At 40.1% G+C, this 16,817-nt stretch carries 17 protein-coding genes and 1 pseudogene; all 18 read right to left on the bottom strand.

Annotation, left to right across the window (positions count from 1 at the left end):
- Positions 1–29 precede the first annotated feature (29 nt).
- The 18 genes and pseudogenes from eutJ to eutA all read right to left on the bottom strand — a co-directional run bounded on the left by eutJ (position 30) and on the right by eutA (position 16,732).
- A complete protein-coding gene (gene eutJ, locus K364_RS0113310; protein ID WP_028308430.1) occupies positions 30–866 on the bottom strand; it encodes an ethanolamine utilization protein EutJ in 837 nt (278 codons plus the stop codon).
- A 19-nt stretch (positions 867–885) separates the two neighbouring features.
- Complete coding sequence (locus K364_RS0113305; RefSeq protein WP_028308429.1) at positions 886–1,644, bottom strand: hypothetical protein; 759 nt, start codon at positions 1,642–1,644, stop codon at positions 886–888.
- A gap of 40 nt (positions 1,645–1,684) precedes the next feature.
- Positions 1,685–2,347, bottom strand: a complete 663-nt coding sequence (gene eutL, locus K364_RS0113300) for an ethanolamine utilization microcompartment protein EutL (protein WP_028308428.1) — start codon at positions 2,345–2,347, stop codon at positions 1,685–1,687.
- A gap of 26 nt (positions 2,348–2,373) precedes the next feature.
- Positions 2,374–3,849, bottom strand: a complete 1,476-nt coding sequence (locus K364_RS0113295; protein ID WP_028308427.1) for an ethanolamine ammonia-lyase reactivating factor EutA — start codon at positions 3,847–3,849, stop codon at positions 2,374–2,376.
- A gap of 33 nt (positions 3,850–3,882) precedes the next feature.
- On the bottom strand, positions 3,883–4,788 hold the full coding sequence (gene eutC, locus K364_RS0113290; RefSeq protein WP_028308426.1) for an ethanolamine ammonia-lyase subunit EutC: 906 nt from the start codon (positions 4,786–4,788) through the stop codon (positions 3,883–3,885).
- Positions 4,789–4,806: 18 nt separating this feature from the next.
- The gene (locus tag K364_RS0113285) at positions 4,807–6,171 is read right to left on the bottom strand and encodes an ethanolamine ammonia-lyase subunit EutB (protein WP_028308425.1); all 1,365 of its coding nucleotides are present in this window, start codon (positions 6,169–6,171) and stop codon (positions 4,807–4,809) included.
- 23 nt (positions 6,172–6,194) lie between these two features.
- On the bottom strand, positions 6,195–6,638 hold the full coding sequence (locus tag K364_RS0113280; RefSeq protein WP_028308424.1) for a EutP/PduV family microcompartment system protein: 444 nt from the start codon (positions 6,636–6,638) through the stop codon (positions 6,195–6,197).
- On the bottom strand, positions 6,635–6,982 hold the full coding sequence (eutS, locus tag K364_RS0113275; RefSeq protein ID WP_028308423.1) for an ethanolamine utilization microcompartment protein EutS: 348 nt from the start codon (positions 6,980–6,982) through the stop codon (positions 6,635–6,637). Before eutS ends, K364_RS0113280 begins: the two co-directional genes overlap by 4 nt.
- A gap of 290 nt (positions 6,983–7,272) precedes the next feature.
- The gene (gene eutM / locus K364_RS0113270) at positions 7,273–7,569 is read right to left on the bottom strand and encodes an ethanolamine utilization microcompartment protein EutM (RefSeq protein WP_028308422.1); all 297 of its coding nucleotides are present in this window, start codon (positions 7,567–7,569) and stop codon (positions 7,273–7,275) included.
- A 355-nt stretch (positions 7,570–7,924) separates the two neighbouring features.
- Positions 7,925–8,125, bottom strand: a pseudogene (gene eutH / locus K364_RS0113265) (ethanolamine utilization protein EutH); the annotation flags it as partial.
- Positions 8,126–8,181: 56 nt separating this feature from the next.
- Positions 8,182–9,615, bottom strand: a complete 1,434-nt coding sequence (locus tag K364_RS0113260; RefSeq protein ID WP_028308420.1) for a histidine kinase N-terminal domain-containing protein — start codon at positions 9,613–9,615, stop codon at positions 8,182–8,184.
- 302 nt (positions 9,616–9,917) lie between these two features.
- Complete coding sequence (eutH, locus tag K364_RS0113255) at positions 9,918–11,150, bottom strand: ethanolamine utilization protein EutH (protein ID WP_028308419.1); 1,233 nt, start codon at positions 11,148–11,150, stop codon at positions 9,918–9,920.
- A 223-nt stretch (positions 11,151–11,373) separates the two neighbouring features.
- Positions 11,374–11,661, bottom strand: coding sequence for a hypothetical protein (locus tag K364_RS0113250; protein WP_028308418.1), 288 nt, complete (start codon positions 11,659–11,661; stop codon positions 11,374–11,376).
- A 40-nt stretch (positions 11,662–11,701) separates the two neighbouring features.
- Positions 11,702–12,001, bottom strand: a complete 300-nt coding sequence (gene eutM / locus K364_RS0113245; RefSeq protein ID WP_156946479.1) for an ethanolamine utilization microcompartment protein EutM — start codon at positions 11,999–12,001, stop codon at positions 11,702–11,704.
- A 47-nt stretch (positions 12,002–12,048) separates the two neighbouring features.
- Positions 12,049–12,702: an ethanolamine utilization microcompartment protein EutL gene (gene eutL / locus K364_RS0113240; RefSeq protein ID WP_028308416.1), complete on the bottom strand. Its 654-nt coding sequence runs from the start codon at positions 12,700–12,702 to the stop codon at positions 12,049–12,051.
- Positions 12,703–12,807: 105 nt separating this feature from the next.
- The gene (eutC, locus tag K364_RS0113235; protein WP_084295848.1) at positions 12,808–13,704 is read right to left on the bottom strand and encodes an ethanolamine ammonia-lyase subunit EutC; all 897 of its coding nucleotides are present in this window, start codon (positions 13,702–13,704) and stop codon (positions 12,808–12,810) included.
- A gap of 12 nt (positions 13,705–13,716) precedes the next feature.
- Positions 13,717–15,084 carry an ethanolamine ammonia-lyase subunit EutB gene (locus tag K364_RS0113230; protein WP_028308414.1) on the bottom strand — a complete coding sequence of 456 codons (1,368 nt, stop codon included), beginning with the start codon at positions 15,082–15,084 and terminating at the stop codon, positions 13,717–13,719.
- Between the two features lie 214 nt (positions 15,085–15,298).
- Positions 15,299–16,732 (bottom strand): ethanolamine ammonia-lyase reactivating factor EutA, encoded by a 1,434-nt coding sequence (gene eutA / locus K364_RS0113225; protein ID WP_028308413.1) that lies wholly within the window; start codon positions 16,730–16,732, stop codon positions 15,299–15,301.
- Positions 16,733–16,817 lie beyond the last annotated feature (85 nt).

Here is a 16,817-nt window from a genome sequence, read left to right as displayed (position 1 = left end):
TTGATAAACTGGATTTTTACCGCCACGGTTTAAACCTCCCGACTCTTTAGCGCACTAAGTGCAATACCCATAGGAGTTACCAAGAAAGGATTATCCGGTTTCCAGGTAGATACCCCTATTTCTTTTTCCACAATCGTTTCTATTCCCGGAAAACAGCTGGTCCCGCCTGCAAGATACACATTGTCAACATGAAACTTCTGAATATGCCTGCCAATAATTGATGCTACCTTTTCCATTACCGGCTTTAACACCGGAAACAATTCCTTTTGCCGTTCCGGGTTAGTCTTTAATTTTTCGGCTTCACTAAAGGATATGCCGTAGGCTCCGGCAACCACCAGGCTGAAGTGGGTTCCTCCTGTAGGTTCATCCGCTACATAAATCACTTCCCCGTCCTTCAACACGGCAACTCCGGTGGTCCCACCGCCGATATCTACTACTGCTCCGTCCTTGATCCCTAAGACCTGGTTGGCAGCAGTCGGTTCATCAACTAAGGCAGCAACATCAAAACCGGCTCCTTCCGCCACATATTTAATGGCTTTTTGATCACCACCGGCCGTACCTGGTGGATAGGCCGCCGCTGCTGTTTCAAGTTCCCTTCCCAGCTTTTCTTCAATTCCGGCTTTTAGTTCTTTGACAATTCTCGATGCTCCCACGAAATCTACGACTAATCCATCTTTAACTACTTCAGCATACCGCATGGCACCGGTAACCGGTTGACCGTTATCGTCTACTACCGCAAGTACGATATAAGCCGTACCTAAGTCCACTCCTGTATAAAGCTTCGTCCCTTTTTTCACCTCTCCAGGGTGGGTAATAGTATCTTCAAACCTTTTAATCAGCTGGTTGGCATCCTTTAAGAAGTCCATGTCTCTATCTCCTATCTAATCAACAACCTACCCGGTAATGACCGGATATTAGTTGAACCATCATAATATAAATCAGACTGCTTAACCTGTTCAAGCCTTGAAGAATGTCTTCCCGTTCCACCTGTTCCGGAGTAACGGCAAAGGCATCCATGGCAGCCAATTCCAGTTCCCGTACCTGGGTTCTCAGGTAGTTTAGCTTTGCCATCAAAGCACCCTGTCCGGGACTCGGGAGCAGGTGATTTACACCAAAATACTTTTGGGGATAATGAGACCGATCCCTGATTTCCTCGGGAGACCATCCGTGAAAACTGATGGCTTCCAAGGGCTCATCTTTTACCTCGGCTCGAAGTATCTGCCTGACAAAATCCAATATTTCCCGCAGATCTCTTCCTAACTCCTGATACCCAACTCCTTCAATATCAACGATGGCGTTAATCACTAAGGCTTCAAAGGTATCAAGTTTGCCCCGGAATTTAATCCTGGGATGATTTTTCAGAACCAGAGTGTTGCCATTGATATGGGTCATATGCTCCGGTTTGACTCCTTTAAAATCATTCACAGAATAAGTTTTGCGGCCTTCGGTTCCACCTGTTTGAAGAGGCTTGCTTTGTCCCTTGCCCCTCCCCGTTTGCAGAGATGCGGTGTGAACAGGAATTCTCCGTTCACTTAAGAATTGGGCTGCAGCAGGAGTCAGCCGGCAGCCTTCCGGGAGAGTATAGGAAGTGAACTCAGATTTTCTAAACTCATCTCTGAGTTCTGTTTCCGTAATTGCTCTCATCTTTCTCGACCTCCTCGGTCTACCCTCGCGGGACTTTTCATTAGCCTAGATAGTCCAAAGGACTACGTGCCACATTGAGTACTGCATCGCGGAATGCGTCGGCAGCAGCTTTACAGGCACTTTGGGACCCTGAAAGCAGTGCACCCCCAAAGTTTGTCCTGGTCGGCGGTCCAAACCAGGCGCCCATTTTGACATCCGCCGCTTTCAGAGCAGCATCTACGCCAAATGTGGATTCCACCGGAGGAGCAATCAGATAGCAAATAGGGTCTCCCTCATTGACACCGGCCATCTTGGAAAGATAAGATCCGGTCCGGGAAATGGTGTAAGCATAAAAGCTGATGGTGCCTTCCTCATTGGCAGTATAGAAGAATGCTTCTTCTTGAACTAAACGAACAGCGGCTTCAATTCCTGCTCTAACTTCCGCCGGATCCGGGCCGGCCAAAACACCGATAAATTCACCTGCTAACGGGGTGGAAGCATTTGCTGCACCGGCATAAAAAGAGTCGGCATATACCACCTCAACATCAGCTTTTTTCGTGGCCTCGTCTATTGCAGTATAAGCCACATCGTCAATATCACAGGAAAAGAAGCCGATGCTGTTTTGATTGGGCTTAAGTTTCATACTTTCTGCCAGGCCTGCTGAAACATTGGGAATAAACTTAACTGACAGAACCTTCGCCTTTACTGGCTCCAAAATCGCCATTAAATTAACCTCCTTTATGAATATCTTTAATTCTTGATGTTATTTGAACTTTCGAATACTAAGGTTTTTACCACTACCGGAACCACTCTTCCCCCCATGAGGGGCTTTCCTAAATCAATATAATCTCCTTCGTCTACCCGCACCTGGTCGATACACACAATCTCCGCGGATTGTCCCATACGGATTTGCAGTGTTTGCCCCAAAACCTTGGCACAGTCTTTCTGTAACACAATAATTAACGGTTTACCTTCCCCAAGATATTCTGCCATTCCTTTAATCAAACCATCGGCTAAGGTTTGGATGGCCGTAAAGGTGACCACTTCCGGACCGTCCATGGCCAGGGCCACGTACTGAGTAGAACCGTCCGATACCACTCGCTCAACAACTCTTTGCACACACTCCGCAATGAGTTCTGCTGATTCAGGAATCCCTTCCGGAAAGGGAGAAATAACCGACACATTTTTCAAGGGCAGACTTTCTTCTCTCACGGTAATGGTGCTGCCGCTTAAGTTCACGGAATGGGTTCCGGCGCCAATTACGGTAGCTCTGATGGTTTCTCCCGGCTTAACCGGATCAATTCCGGCCGAGGAGAGTTCTTCCCGGACAGCCCAACCTAACAAGGGGCCAATATCCCCGTATTGAGAAACCTGAGCTACCGACATGGGATTAAAATCACTATACACGTAGTCGGCTACCCCGCCGGAAATCATTACTCTTTCCACCGGATAATCCAGCCGTAAAGGAGGTGTCATCAATAATTCCCGGGTCACATCTGCCAAAGCGAGACTGGTAATTGACTCTATCACGCTTTTCGCCATAGTTCTGGTTATTGTTTTTAACTCAGACAAATGAACCCTGTCTCCCACAACTAGAGGCATCCCGCATTCCCGCAGCACTGCCCTTGCCGGTTCAGCAATATAGAGGATCTTGTCACTGTTCCGCTCAATTTCGATCAGATGTCCTCCGATATTGAGACAGGCTGTGTCAATGGTACGTCCCTCCCGGAACACCCCGATATTAGAGGTTCCTCCTCCAATATCTACGTTTACCGTCACCCGGTGTTTTTCCTTGGAATAGCCTGCCGCGCCTGATCCCTTGCCCGCCAAAATTGATTCCAGGTTCACTCCTGCTGTAGCCACCACGAAATCGCCGGCTAAACCGGCCATGGATTCCAGGATATTTTTCGCGTTTTCCTTCTTTGCCGTTTCTCCGGTAATAATGACCGCTCCGGTATCAATTCCTTCCGGAGTCAGGCCGGCTGTTTTATACTCGGTTTCCACAATTCGGGCTACGGCAACAGCATCAATGAGATCATGATCTTTTAATGGCGTGAAGTGAATATCGCTCCGGTGGAGCACTTCCTTATCCGTTATCTCCATGCGCGGCACTGCCGAGCCGGGAGCAATGTTTTTAATGGTTAAACGGCTGATCACCAATTGGGTGGTAGTGGTCCCGATGTCTATTCCCACACTGATTATGCTTTGATTACTGGAACTGCTAATTTAACTCACCACCTTCAAAAAGGCCGTCACCGTTTACTGAAGGTTCAACTTCATTCCACTGCATTTGGCAGCCAGGATCTGCTTGATAATATCCACCAGAAGGGCGCCTGCCTCAGCAGGAGGAGTACCTCCTTTGTGGATATTGGAAATCATCGTCCGATCAGCTTCAACGGTGTTTTCATTTGGTTTGTAAATCATATAAGCACTCATGCTGTCTGCAGTTACCAATCCTGGCCGCTCCCCAATCAGAGAAATTACCACATCCGCATTTAACAGCATCCCTACTTCATCCTGTATCCCTACCCGGCCGTATTTAATAAAGAAGGGAGTTCCCACTTTAATGCCGGCTGCGGTCAAGCCCTGAGTTAAAACAGGAAGAACGTCCGGAATGTTGGCTTCAATCGCTGACGAACTTAACCCGTCTACGACGAGAATCTGAACCTGAGGGTTCTTCTGGCATTTTTCTACAACCATTTTCTTGCCTGCGTCAGATAGCTTTCTCCCCAAATCAGGCTTCTTCAGGAATTCATCTTTATCACCGGCGGCAGTCTGAACACTAAAAAGATTCATCTTGTTTAAAAACTCGTCGGCAACATCCAGGAATACAGCGTCTATTGCTTGAGCATGATCTGCCAAAAATTTCAGCATGGCATCGGTCTTGGGCCGTGCTCCGGCCCGGAACAAGCCGATTCTCGCCGGTGTAGTTTCTTTCATCGCTTTAATGGCCTCTAAGTTCACCGGATTTGGTACCCATACCCCACTGATATCCGGTACTTCAATCGGCGCTTCCTGGCAGCATACTGATGCGCCAGATGCTCCCGCCGCTTTTACCGCTTCATGGCAAACTTTCTCTGCTTCGCTGCCAAACAGTCCTCTTTTGGCCAATTCCTTCATCACATTTTCGATGATTAATTTCTCCATTTGATCATCTCTTCCCATTTCATGTCACCTCCCAAATTATTTGTCAAAGATGGACGGATCTCCCGCCATCTTGGTGAGACGGCCGTCTTCCATAATGCCCATTTTCTCCAGCCATTTCTCAAATTCCGGCAGCGGCCTCAGTCCCAAAATCTCCCGGACACTGGCGTCGTCATGATAACTGGTATCCTGATAGCTGAGCATCACGTCGTCTCCGCCCGGAACTCCCATGAAATAGTTGGCCCCCGCCATCGCACATAACATGGTGCCGATCTCCTGGTCATTTTGATCAGCTTTCATATGATTGGTATAACAAGGAGCAATACCCATGGGCAGTCCATGGAGTTTACCCATAAATAAGTCTTCCATGTCGGCCCGGATTACTTCCCGCCCATCATAAATGGTTTCCGGTCCAATAAAGCCGGATACGTTGTTCACCATGAAGGGTTTAAATTTACGTCCAAACCCGTAGGTTCGTGCTTCCAAGGTCATTTCATCCACCCCGTGGTGGCATTCCAGGGAAATTTCGGAGCCTTGTCCTGTCTCAAAGTACAAAAGGTTTGGTCCGGTACCGGTACCTTTCCGTTCCGCTAAAGCATAAGCCTCCGTTAAAATTTCCGCCGTCACCCCGAAAGCGTCATTTGCCGCTTGTGTCCCGGCAATGCTTTGGAAGATGAGATCGGCCGGCGCGCCCAATTCAACGGCTTTCATCTGAGTGGTCACATGAGCCAGTACACATGCCTGGGTAGGAATTTCCCACTTATGCATAAATTCTTTTACAGCTTCCAATTGTCTTTTTACGGTTTCCGCATTATCTTCCACCGGATTGATGCCGATCACCGCATCACCGGAACCAAAGGATAAACCTTCTTTAATGGATGCCATAATCCCTGGGACACTGTCTGTGGGATGATTAGGCTGATTTCTGAAAGCTAAGGTCCCCGGGACACCGATGGTAGTATTGCAATGGGCTTGAATTCTCATTTTTTTCGCCGCATAGACCAGGTCCAGATTGGACATGATTTTCGCGACCCCCGCAATCATCTCGCTGGTTAAACCGCGACCTAATTGCTTTAAGTCCTCATTAGTAGTGTCACTGTCTAAAATATAATCCCGCAATTGACCCAAGGTATAGTTTTTAAATTTGTTGTAAATAGCAATATTTAAACCGTCATAGATCACCCGGGTCACCTCATCAATTTCATAGGGAATCACCGGATTATTATAAATATCTTCCAGAGTCAACCGGCTCAGCACTAATTTAGCTGCCACCCGTTCCGACGCAGATTCCGCACCAATTCCGGCCAGCATATCACCTGACTTCTCTTCATTGGCTTTGGCTAAAACTTCTTTCACACTTTTGAAGGTAAACGACTTATTATAAACCTTCGCTGATAAATTCAAAATAATTACCTCCCCTCGAAAGATTAATCCCAATTTAAGATTTTCCTGATTTCTTCGATTCCTTCTCCTGTGAAGGCGGATACCACAGCAATAGATCCATTAAGGCCCAGGCTTTTCAAAAAACTCTTAGCTCTTTCCCCATCCGCTTGAGGATGATCAATTTTTGTCACTACCCCGATGGTCCGCTTGGAAAAAGCAGCGGCAAAACCGGGGGGGAAAATGGACCTGTTCCTGGTGGCATCTTGAATGAAAACCACCGCATCCGCTTCTAAAGAGGTGGCAAACAAAGCCCGGTAGTAGAAAGGATTCTCCACAAACTCGCCAGGGGTATCAATGGAGCATGCGGAATACTCCAAGGACTGGGTCTTGGTAACCGTCTCCGTCTCTTCTTTGTTTAGTACTCTGGCCAATGTGGTCTTCCCGCTTCCCACAGCCCCTACCAACATCACCCGGGTAATTTTTTTCATGACTTCGTCATCCTCGCCGGTGCGTAATTCAAATGGCTTTCCAAAAAATTGTTTACTTCTTTTAAGGCCGTCTCCACACTGGCCACATCCCCCACAATCACCAAGGCCCCGGTAAACCGGTCCAGAAAACCGATTTCCACCTCTGCTGCCTTGGTAGCAATATCTGCGGCGATTATTGCCGTCTCTCCAGGGGTAAGAGTTAAAATCCCAATTGCCCCCCGTTCGGGAAGGCCCATCTTTTCATAAATCTCCTGCACCGGATGGGCAATGACGTGGGCAAGGGTTACCTGCTTGCCAGGAACATATTCTTGAATCATGCGCTGTTTTTTTTCATTCTCGTCCATCAGGTACTCAACTCCTTATGACCATTAGAAATCATAAACCATCAGGGCACATTTTGTTTCTTGCCACAAAGGACATGCCCCCAAACCTAAATCGCAACCCCTCCAAGATCAGTGGCACCTTACACCAGTAAGTCATCTTTGACTTCTTTAAGTCATAAAATAATAAAGATCATATCCGGGAGCACCGCATCATTTGGAGGAAGCTATTCCACAGTAGAGGCCCTGCGCTTTTCTTCGAAATTCTTACGGGGCCTGCTGCCTTCCTGACTGCAAACCCCGTCTTCTATTTACTACTCGGCTTTGACAAATTTCTTATAATTGTCAGGAAGAATCATTTCCACATCAGCATGAGGCCGAGGAATAACATGTACAGATATCAACTCTCCCACTCTCTGAGCTGCGGCAGCTCCGGCGTCGGTGGCAGCTTTAACAGCACCAACATCTCCTCTTACCATTACTGTGACAAGTCCACTTCCCACATGTACTTTACCGATTAAATAAACATTCGCGGCTTTAACCATGGCATCGGCTGCTTCAATGGAACCAACCAGACCTTTGGTCTCAATCATTCCTAATGCATTAGTCATCGCATCATCCTCCTCTAGTTGCTTGTAGGATCAAATATGGAAAATTTCTACTTCAGAGCTCGGTCCATCCATGTGTTTCGATTCAAATCTTCCCTAAATATATATTGCAAAAACCATGCCATTTTTAAAACACTTACCATTCCTAGCCCCGGGATATCTAGTTTTTCAAACTACAGTTCATATTAAGTCAATAATGACTTGAATGAGTATTAATACCTTACTTCCCTAGTTATACTTAATTATAAAAGGGACTAAGCAAAAATCATACAAAAAAATCTTGGAAATTAGCTATCACATTAATATATACTTTTTCTTCAAAAATATGACACCCCTCTTGGTTCGGAAGCAATCAATATTATCCTTGCATTTCTTGTTCAATTTTAATAGCCATTGGCACAGACAGCCAAATGGTTAACCCGACAGCAGTAAGTCCCGCAAAAAGCTTGCCTGCCATAACAGGAACAATCCTGGTAGGTTGGAAATTGGCTGTAAATGCTAAGTGATCGCCAAAAAGAAAAGCCGAGCATACAGCAAAAGCAATATATTTTACTTTGTCTGCAGACATCCATTCTCATTTTTGCTATATAACTTTTAAAGCAATTTATAAAAAACCTATTCCTTAAATGAGATCATAACACAAGAACCGTTATCGTTCTTAAATTCAATAGTCCCTCTAAGTTTCTCTTTTATTAACATTTTAATAATTTGTAGACCTAACCCTTTTTGAGCTAAACTCTTTTCGTCAAATCCTACACCATTATCTTTAAAAATTATTTTTAAATATCCCTCTTCAGAGCTTAGGATATGGATACTTAACATCCCCTTGTCCCTGTTTATAAATGCATGTTCCAAAGCATTTTGTACTAATTCATTAATTACAAGTGCCAAAGTAATAGCTGTATCGCACTTTAATAAAAATATTTCACCCGAAACGGCCCATTCAATATTGTTTGAACTATAGAAAGAATTTTTATTATTTACAATTAAAATAGACTCCACTAAACTGGTTAAGTTAATCTTTTCGTCCACATTAAGGGATAAAATTTCATGAATTACCGCAATACTCATTATTCTATTGATACTTTCATTTATTACCTTCTTTGCTTCAATACTATCAATCCTTCTTAATTGTAATCTAAGCAAACTCGCCACGGTTTGAAGGTTATTTTTTACTCTATGATGCATTTCTTGCAGCATTGCAGATTTTAATATTATTTCCTTTTCTTTTTCCTTTATATCTGTAATATCCTTTATAACACCAATGGCCCCCTTAAAACTATTACTATTCCTTACAGGAATAGTTTTTAACTGTAACTCCATATTGTTGCATCTAAACTCATATATACGAGAATAACTATCTTTTGCAATCTTCTTAAAATCAACCTTCTCATAAAATAATGTTTGTGATATATTATTTATACTTTCATAATTATTCAATTTGAGAAATAAATCATTTGCTTTTGGATTAGAATAAGTAATTTCCCCATCATAATTTAAAATAATAAATCCTTCATCCATAATATTGGTAAAAACACCATCTTTTGTCGTAACATCAAACAATATTTCAGAAAATTTCTCACTACTTTCTGAAAAACTATCAAAGCGATATTTTTTTTCAACATCTTCAAACATGTTTTTTTCCATTATTAAACAGCCAATAATTTTATTTTCTGGATTCTTTATGGGGACAGTGCTTGAGTAAATCTGAATTTTTTCTTTTACATTTCCTAATTCTTTTAAAGTTGCTATTCCTAATATATTGTATGTTGGTTTACCTTTTATTAAGGTTTCAAAAACTCCTGGTTCATCTTTACGTTTAATGATTTTACCTACCCAATTAACATAGTTATAAGAGCTTACATCTCTCGGTTTAGCCTCACTTACCACTACAGCAAAATCTGTTTTGTTTTTTAGAAGACAATCAACAAATATATTTGATACATTTAAATCAGCAATAGACTGAATAATTGAATCATAATGTTCCAGAATAGCAATATCATCTTTAGATAAATTTGTTAAATTCTTACATAGTTCATTTAAACTCATTTAGAAATTCCTCTTTTCTTAAACCATAATAATGATCTTACAGGAACTTCAGGAACTTCATAAAATAGTCTTTTTTTAAAGTATGTGCCAAATCAATCCCTGGCTCTGCACTGATTTAATCAGTGCAGAGCCCCTTTTCAACAACTATCCAAAATCTTAAAATCTCATTTCTTAATGATATAGCAATGGCCTTTCTATGTCCAACATTGCATTTTCATTTAGCTAGCTCTTCAAAAATATTATACCCCCCAGAAGCAACTACAAAGACATATTATACAAATGGTTGTGTTACAGCATGTTTACTAAACGGTTGTACAATTCGTGCATGTAGTAGCTACTGTGCCTTCTTCCTTTTCTAATTCTATAGCTCTTGGTACAGAAAGCCATAAGGCCAAAACAACACCAGCTATACCACCTATAATCTTTCCTAGCATAACCGGAACAATTATTGTAGGCTGAAAGTTTGCAGTAAAAGCTAAATGGTCACCAAGCAAAAATGCTGAACAAACTGCAAAAGAAATACATATCACCTTTTCTTTGGCAGGCATATTTGGAATCATACGAAATAACGCAATGGCATTTGCAGCAGCTGCCAGTAATCCAGCACTACATGCAGAAGTAATTCCAAATCTACTTCCAATGGCTTCTAATGGTTTAGCAAGGTATTTTGAAATTAGGTATACCATCGGAAATGCACCTGACAACATTATTCCGACATAACCAACGACTTCTAAGGCTCGAACCTGGTCCTCACTATCTGCAATAATAGGATCGAATCCCCAGGAACCAAAAATTGTAGAAAATGCACCTGTGAAATACTCAACTATTGAAAATACCAATACTAACTTAACACCACTATCCAAAATTTTACCAAACCACAAAAAACCTTTAATCATAGTATTAGGAACAAATCTTAGTCCAATAGCAATCGCAACACAAATAACTATTAATGGTATTAAATTCATCATTATTGTTCCAAAACTAAGAATAAGCTGGTAAGATGCTTCCGCATCTGTTGAGATAACTTCTCTAACATAGGGCTTTGTTAATGCTATAATTATACTGCTAACAAATACTGCTATCGGCACGGCAAGAATACCTGACATTATACCGAGTGCCATAAACTTATGATCTCGTTTAGGAATCATTGCTAATCCTACAGGGATGCTAAATACGATGGTTGCTCCTGCCAAGTATCCTGTTATCATAGCCATAATCCAGCTTTCCCTCGTTTGTGCTAAAGCATCAGCAAGTTGATAACCGCCCATATCTACAGCAATAAAAGTAGTGGCTGCTATAGCAGGGTCAGCACCAATTAAAGCAAAAGTAGGTCCAAATATATTGGCTACAAACTTGGTTAGATAAGGAAGTGATGCCATAACCCCCGATACTGGAATAAAGCAATATCCAATTGCATGCAATCCTGCCAAAAATTCCGCTCCTAAACCTTCTTCATCGTTGCGAATGGATGCAAATGCACCCGCTACCGCGCAGGCCATAATTAGATATATTACACATGCTCCAATTTTTTCCATTGCATATCCTCCATTTTTTAAATTAATTTATAATTGATTTTGCTGCAGAAACCCCTATTTTGGCCTTTGCCATGATACATATAGTAGAGCAACTTAAAAGATCCACTACGAAATTGCAAATTGGTACTTTTTGCAGCAGAATCATAATTATTATTCAGCAAGAAAATAACCAATTATGCAGTAATATACTTCCTATTACTGGTTGGTAATAGTATTCCGATATTCATTCAACATGTTTTTTGGAACATACTTGAGAAAGATTTGCCATTACCTCCACAATAATTTTAGAAATCAGTTCAGAACTAACGGCCGGAATTCCGCAACATTCCGGCATTTTTTTCCCCTCCATGGTTTCATCCTGAGGAACATATTCATTTTTTATTTCAATTTTACATTCAATAGCAGCGTCTTTAGCTGCAGGTGTTATAAGCGTGTTAGGTCTCACATAAAGAATTCTCTTACCAGCACCTGCAATGCTCTTAATCTCAGCAACAGAAATTAATGTTTTCACATCTTTACCTCCATGATTAAAAACTGTAATTTAATTTCTCTTACTCGTTCTTAGCCATTTTTTTGTAATCATCAGGAAGAATCATTTCGACATCACTATGCGGTCTAGGAATAACGTGTACGGAAATAAGTTCGCCAACTCTCTGGGCAGCAGCAGCACCCGCGTCTGTGGCAGCTTTAACTGCTCCGACGTCTCCACGCACCATAACAGTTACAAGTCCGCCTCCTACATGAACCTTTCCAATTAAGTAAACGTTAGCAGCTTTTACCATCGCGTCTGATGCCTCAATGGAACCTACTAAACCTTTGGTTTCTATCATACCTAAAGCATTAGTCATAATAATAAATCCTCCTTAATATAAATAAATATCTTTTAACACCAGTCTGATTAAAATTTAAGTGGGTTCGCAGCAACATATATTACTGCATCGGCAAATGCATCACAAGCAGCCTTACAGGCAGACTGACTTCCTGTCAATAACGCTCCTCCATAGTTAGTGGGTGATGGAGGTCCAAAAAAAGATACCATTTTAACATCAGCGGCCTTTAATGCTGCATCCATAGCGTATACTGATTCTATGGGAGGTGCTATTAAATAAGACAATGGCTCTCCTTCCTTAATATTCGCTAATTCAGATAAATAAGATCCCGTCCTTGAGATGCAATATGCATAATATATAATTGAATCATTATCATTTGCACTGTAATAGCAAGGACCAGTTTTAGCAAATTCTATTGCAACATTTAATCCACTTCTTACCTCTGCGGGATTTGGACCAGAAATTATACCAATAAATTCTCCAGCAATTAGTGTTGTTGCATTAGCTGCACCACCATACATTGAAGTAGCATATACAACTTTCACATCTGCTTTTTTTGTAGCTTCATCTAAAATAGTATAACCAACATCATCACCATCACATGTAATCATGCCAATACTCCTGTGGTTATCAGGTAGCTTTAATTCTTTAAGAATATCAATGTCTACATTAGGAATTAATTTAGCACTAAGTATCTTAGTTCGAATTAAATCCCCTTTCATATTTTTACCTCCTTCTCGAATTCTCAAGAATACTCTTTATCAAAATTTATTTGTGCTTTTTCGATAACTGATTATTAACTCATTTTATTAATTGCTTTTTACAATTTATAATTTTAGGTCCAACCCACTGGCTTTATTATCCAGCATTTTTTTCAATACTTCTGCAATATAAGCTCCAGCCTCAGACGCTTGTGTCCCACCCTTATGAATATTTGCAATAACAGTTCGCTTTGCTTCTGGCATTCCGATATAAGCTTTATATGCCATATAACAGCTCATGCTTTCTGAAGTTACAAGACCTGGCCTTTCGCCTATTAGCAAACACATAACATCTGCTTGTAATGCTTCACTAATAGGTTCCATTGAAGGGACTCTTGCATACTTTATAAAAAACGGAGTTCCAATATCTATTCTGAATCCTTCTAATCCTTGTATCATAGCAGCCATTGTATCTTTAGCATTAGCCTCTATTGCGCTAGAACTCAAACCGTCTCCAATAATTATTTGAACCTGAGGCTTTAATTTACATTTACTTTTGATTAATTCTATAGTTTCGGGCGAGAAATTTTTACCGTAATCCGGTCGGGTCAAAAACTCGTCTTTATCTTTGCAAAGTGTGGTTACTGAAAACATCTGCATTTCTTTTACCCACTTTTCATCTACGTCAGCAAATACTGCGTCCATAGCTGCTGCATGATCGGCTCTTACTCTTAATAATGGTTGGGTTTTATACCTGGGACCAGCTCTCCATACTCCAATTCTTGCAGGAGTAGTTTCTTTCATTTTTCTTAATCCTTCAAGATTTTCGGGATTAGGTATAAGAATCTGTCCCTTTATATCAATTTCAGTAATGTCTTCAATATAAGCATCTTCCAAATTGCATGACGTCTCACGTATCTCACTTGCTTTACACGCTTCACAACTACTTTGTTCACCATTATTCTTTTTTATTTCCATTAGAACTTTTTCAACTACTTCTTGGATTAAATTTTCGGACAACATTGCTCTCCCTCCTTATTTTATAAATACTGACGGATCTCCAGCCTTAGAAGTTAAATGACCATCTTCATCCATAAAACCCATTTCTATCATCCATTGATGAAACTCTTTTGCAGGTTTACGTCCCAGCATCTCTCTCAATGTAGCATTATCATGATAGCTTGTATCCTGGTAACTTAACATTACGTCGTCTCCCATAGGGACACCTATAAAATAATTTGCTCCCGCTAAATTTGTAAGCATTGTAGCGGTTTCCTGATCATTAATATCTAATTTAGCATGATTTGTATAAACACATCCCATTCCCAAAGGCATGCCTAACATTTTGCCACAAAAATGATCCTCCAAAACACCTCTGATCATTTGTTTGCCATCATATGTTACCTCAGGACCTATAAACCCAGTTACTGTATTAATGCTAAACGGAGCATATCTTCGTGCAAAACCATATTTCCTAGCTTCCAATGTTAATTGATCCACTCCGTGATCAGTACCCAATGACATTTCAGCCCCTTGGCCAGTTTCGAAATACCATAAGTTTGGCCCAGCAGCAGTCCCTTTGTGTTTAATTATTTCAGTCGCTTCATCTAAAAGTTTCATGCTCAGCCCAAATGTTTTATTTGCATCCTCCGTTCCCGCAATACTCTGGAAGAAAAGTGATACGGGAGCTCCTTCCTCCACTGCTCTCATTTGATTTGTAATATGCGACAATATACATGTGTGAGTCGGTATGTTCCATTTAATCATAAAATCATGCATTCCATGCATTAATCTTTTGGTAACTTCAACAGTGTCTTCGTTTGGATTCACTCCTATTTGGGCATCACCACATCCAAATGTCAATGCTTCCATTACAGCAAGAAGAATCCCATCGACACTATCGCTTGGATGATTAGGTTGAATTCTAAATGATAGTGTTCCGGGTCTACCTATTGTGTAATTGGCTTTTGTCTCAATTATTATTTTTCTTGGAGCATATACTAAATCCATATTTGACATAAGCTTTGCTGTCCCCGCTACCATTTCAGGTGTAAGTCCGGCAGCTACCCTTTTTATTTCAGCATCGGTGGTTTTATAATCTAACACCCATTCTCTCAAATAACCTACTGTCCAGTTCTTAATCTCATTATAAATTGTTTCATTTACCATATCTTCTATTACTCTCGTTACTTCATCTTCTTCATAAGGAATTACTGGATTTTTTCGTATGTCTTCCAAAGTTAACTCACTTAAGACAACTTTTGCTGCAACTCTTTCTTTCATTGATGCAGCACCAATGCCTAGCATGGTATCGCCAGACCTTTCTTCATTAGCCTTTGCTAATACTTCCTTCACACTTTTAAACTGATAATTTGTTCCAAAAAGTCGTGTTTTTAGTTTCACTTCTTTTCCCACCCTTTCTTATTTTTTTGCCAATTCTTTAAGATATTTATGTTTTGATAACACTCCTTTATTTCCTTATGGCTGTTTGGGTTATGCAGTTACAGGATAAAAATCCCAACCCAATAGCAGAATTAAAATTTGGCCATGTTTTTTTATAAAATAAATCATAGCATTAATTAAATTGTTTGTTCTCAAGCTCCTACAAATCTTTCATTCATGAATTGAAAACAAGAGTTTTAATAATGATTGGTACCACTCTACCGTCTGCAACAGGCTTGCCAATATCTATATAATCACCGTTATCCAATTTAACGCTATCAATACAGATTATTTTGTATTTGCCGTTTAACAACCGATAAATCGTCTGCCCTAATACTTTTGCAAAATCATTCTCTATAACTACAATTATTAGCTTATTATTAATTATTAATTTATGCATACCTTTGATTATTTTTTTTGCAATAAACTGAACCATTTCAAAACTCGGATTTTTCAAACCTTTAAAAGCTATTGCCAATTGTTGAATTTCATTTTCCAATAGATACCAATTAATTTTTTGTTCTATGACTTTATCTAGTATTCCATAATCTTCTTCCTGATTATTGCCAAATAATTTTAGTATTGGTATATTTCTTAAAGGCAGTATTCCCGGGCTGTATGTTATCGTACTCCCACTTAATTCTGTAGTATGTATCCCTGCCCCAACAACTGTTGCACGAATAGTCTCACTGCCTTTTTTTATCTTATCTTTACTAATTACACTACACTCTTTTATACACATTCCTAACAAAGGACCTATATCGTTAAATTTAAACAAGTCATCGCTCTCATTGTTATATATATAATCTGCAACCCCTCCAGAAAAAATAACATAATCTATTTTATAATTCCTTTTTAGGTCATTCCCAACCAACATCTTTTCCAACATTGGAGAAATAGGTTTAAACCCTAATACTTCATCTATTATGCTTGTTGTTCTTTTCATTAACTTATCCAGTTCACTTGCGTCAGCGAACATGCCTTCTTTTAAGCTTATTCCTTCCTGCTCAATCAAATATTTAATCTTCTTTGATATATATATAATTTTATTTGTCTTTTCCTTAAACTTAATTAATCTTCCCCCAACATCCAAACAAGCAGTGTCTATAACATTTCCATCTTTAAATATTGCAATATTTGTTGTGCCTCCGCCAATATCTAAATTTGCAACGGTTTTAAAATTAACTTTTGAAAGCTGTTCCGCACCAGTACCTTTTCCCGCAATAATTGATTCAAGTGCAGGACCGGCCGTAGCTACAACAAAATTTCCTGCTATATTACTTAATAAATGCAATATTTGACTTGCATTTTCTTTTCTAGCAGTTTCACCTGTAATAATCACTGCACCAGTCTGTATTTCACCATAGTTTATTCCTGCTTTTGCATACTCATTTTCAATTATTTTTTTAATATTATCCGCATCTATTTCAGTATTTGAAATTAAAGGTGTAAAATATATATCACTTCTATAAATTATTTCTTTGCCGACTATATTTATTTTAGGGACAGATGCTACTGAAGCTTCATTTTTAATGTATAATTTACTAAAAACTAATTGAGTGGTAGAAGTTCCTATATCTATACCTACACTTAAAACTTCTTCCTCCATCTTCAACGCCTTCCTTTATAACCTCTGATTTTTTAATTTCTAGCTACTATAAGTTAATTTGATTTAGATTTTTTATAGTATACAG

The sequence above is a fragment of the Desulfitibacter alkalitolerans DSM 16504 genome, assembly GCF_000620305.1.
Classification (GTDB): domain Bacteria; phylum Bacillota; class DSM-16504; order Desulfitibacterales; family Desulfitibacteraceae; genus Desulfitibacter; species Desulfitibacter alkalitolerans.
This window is presented reverse-complemented; position numbering and strand designations above follow the sequence as displayed.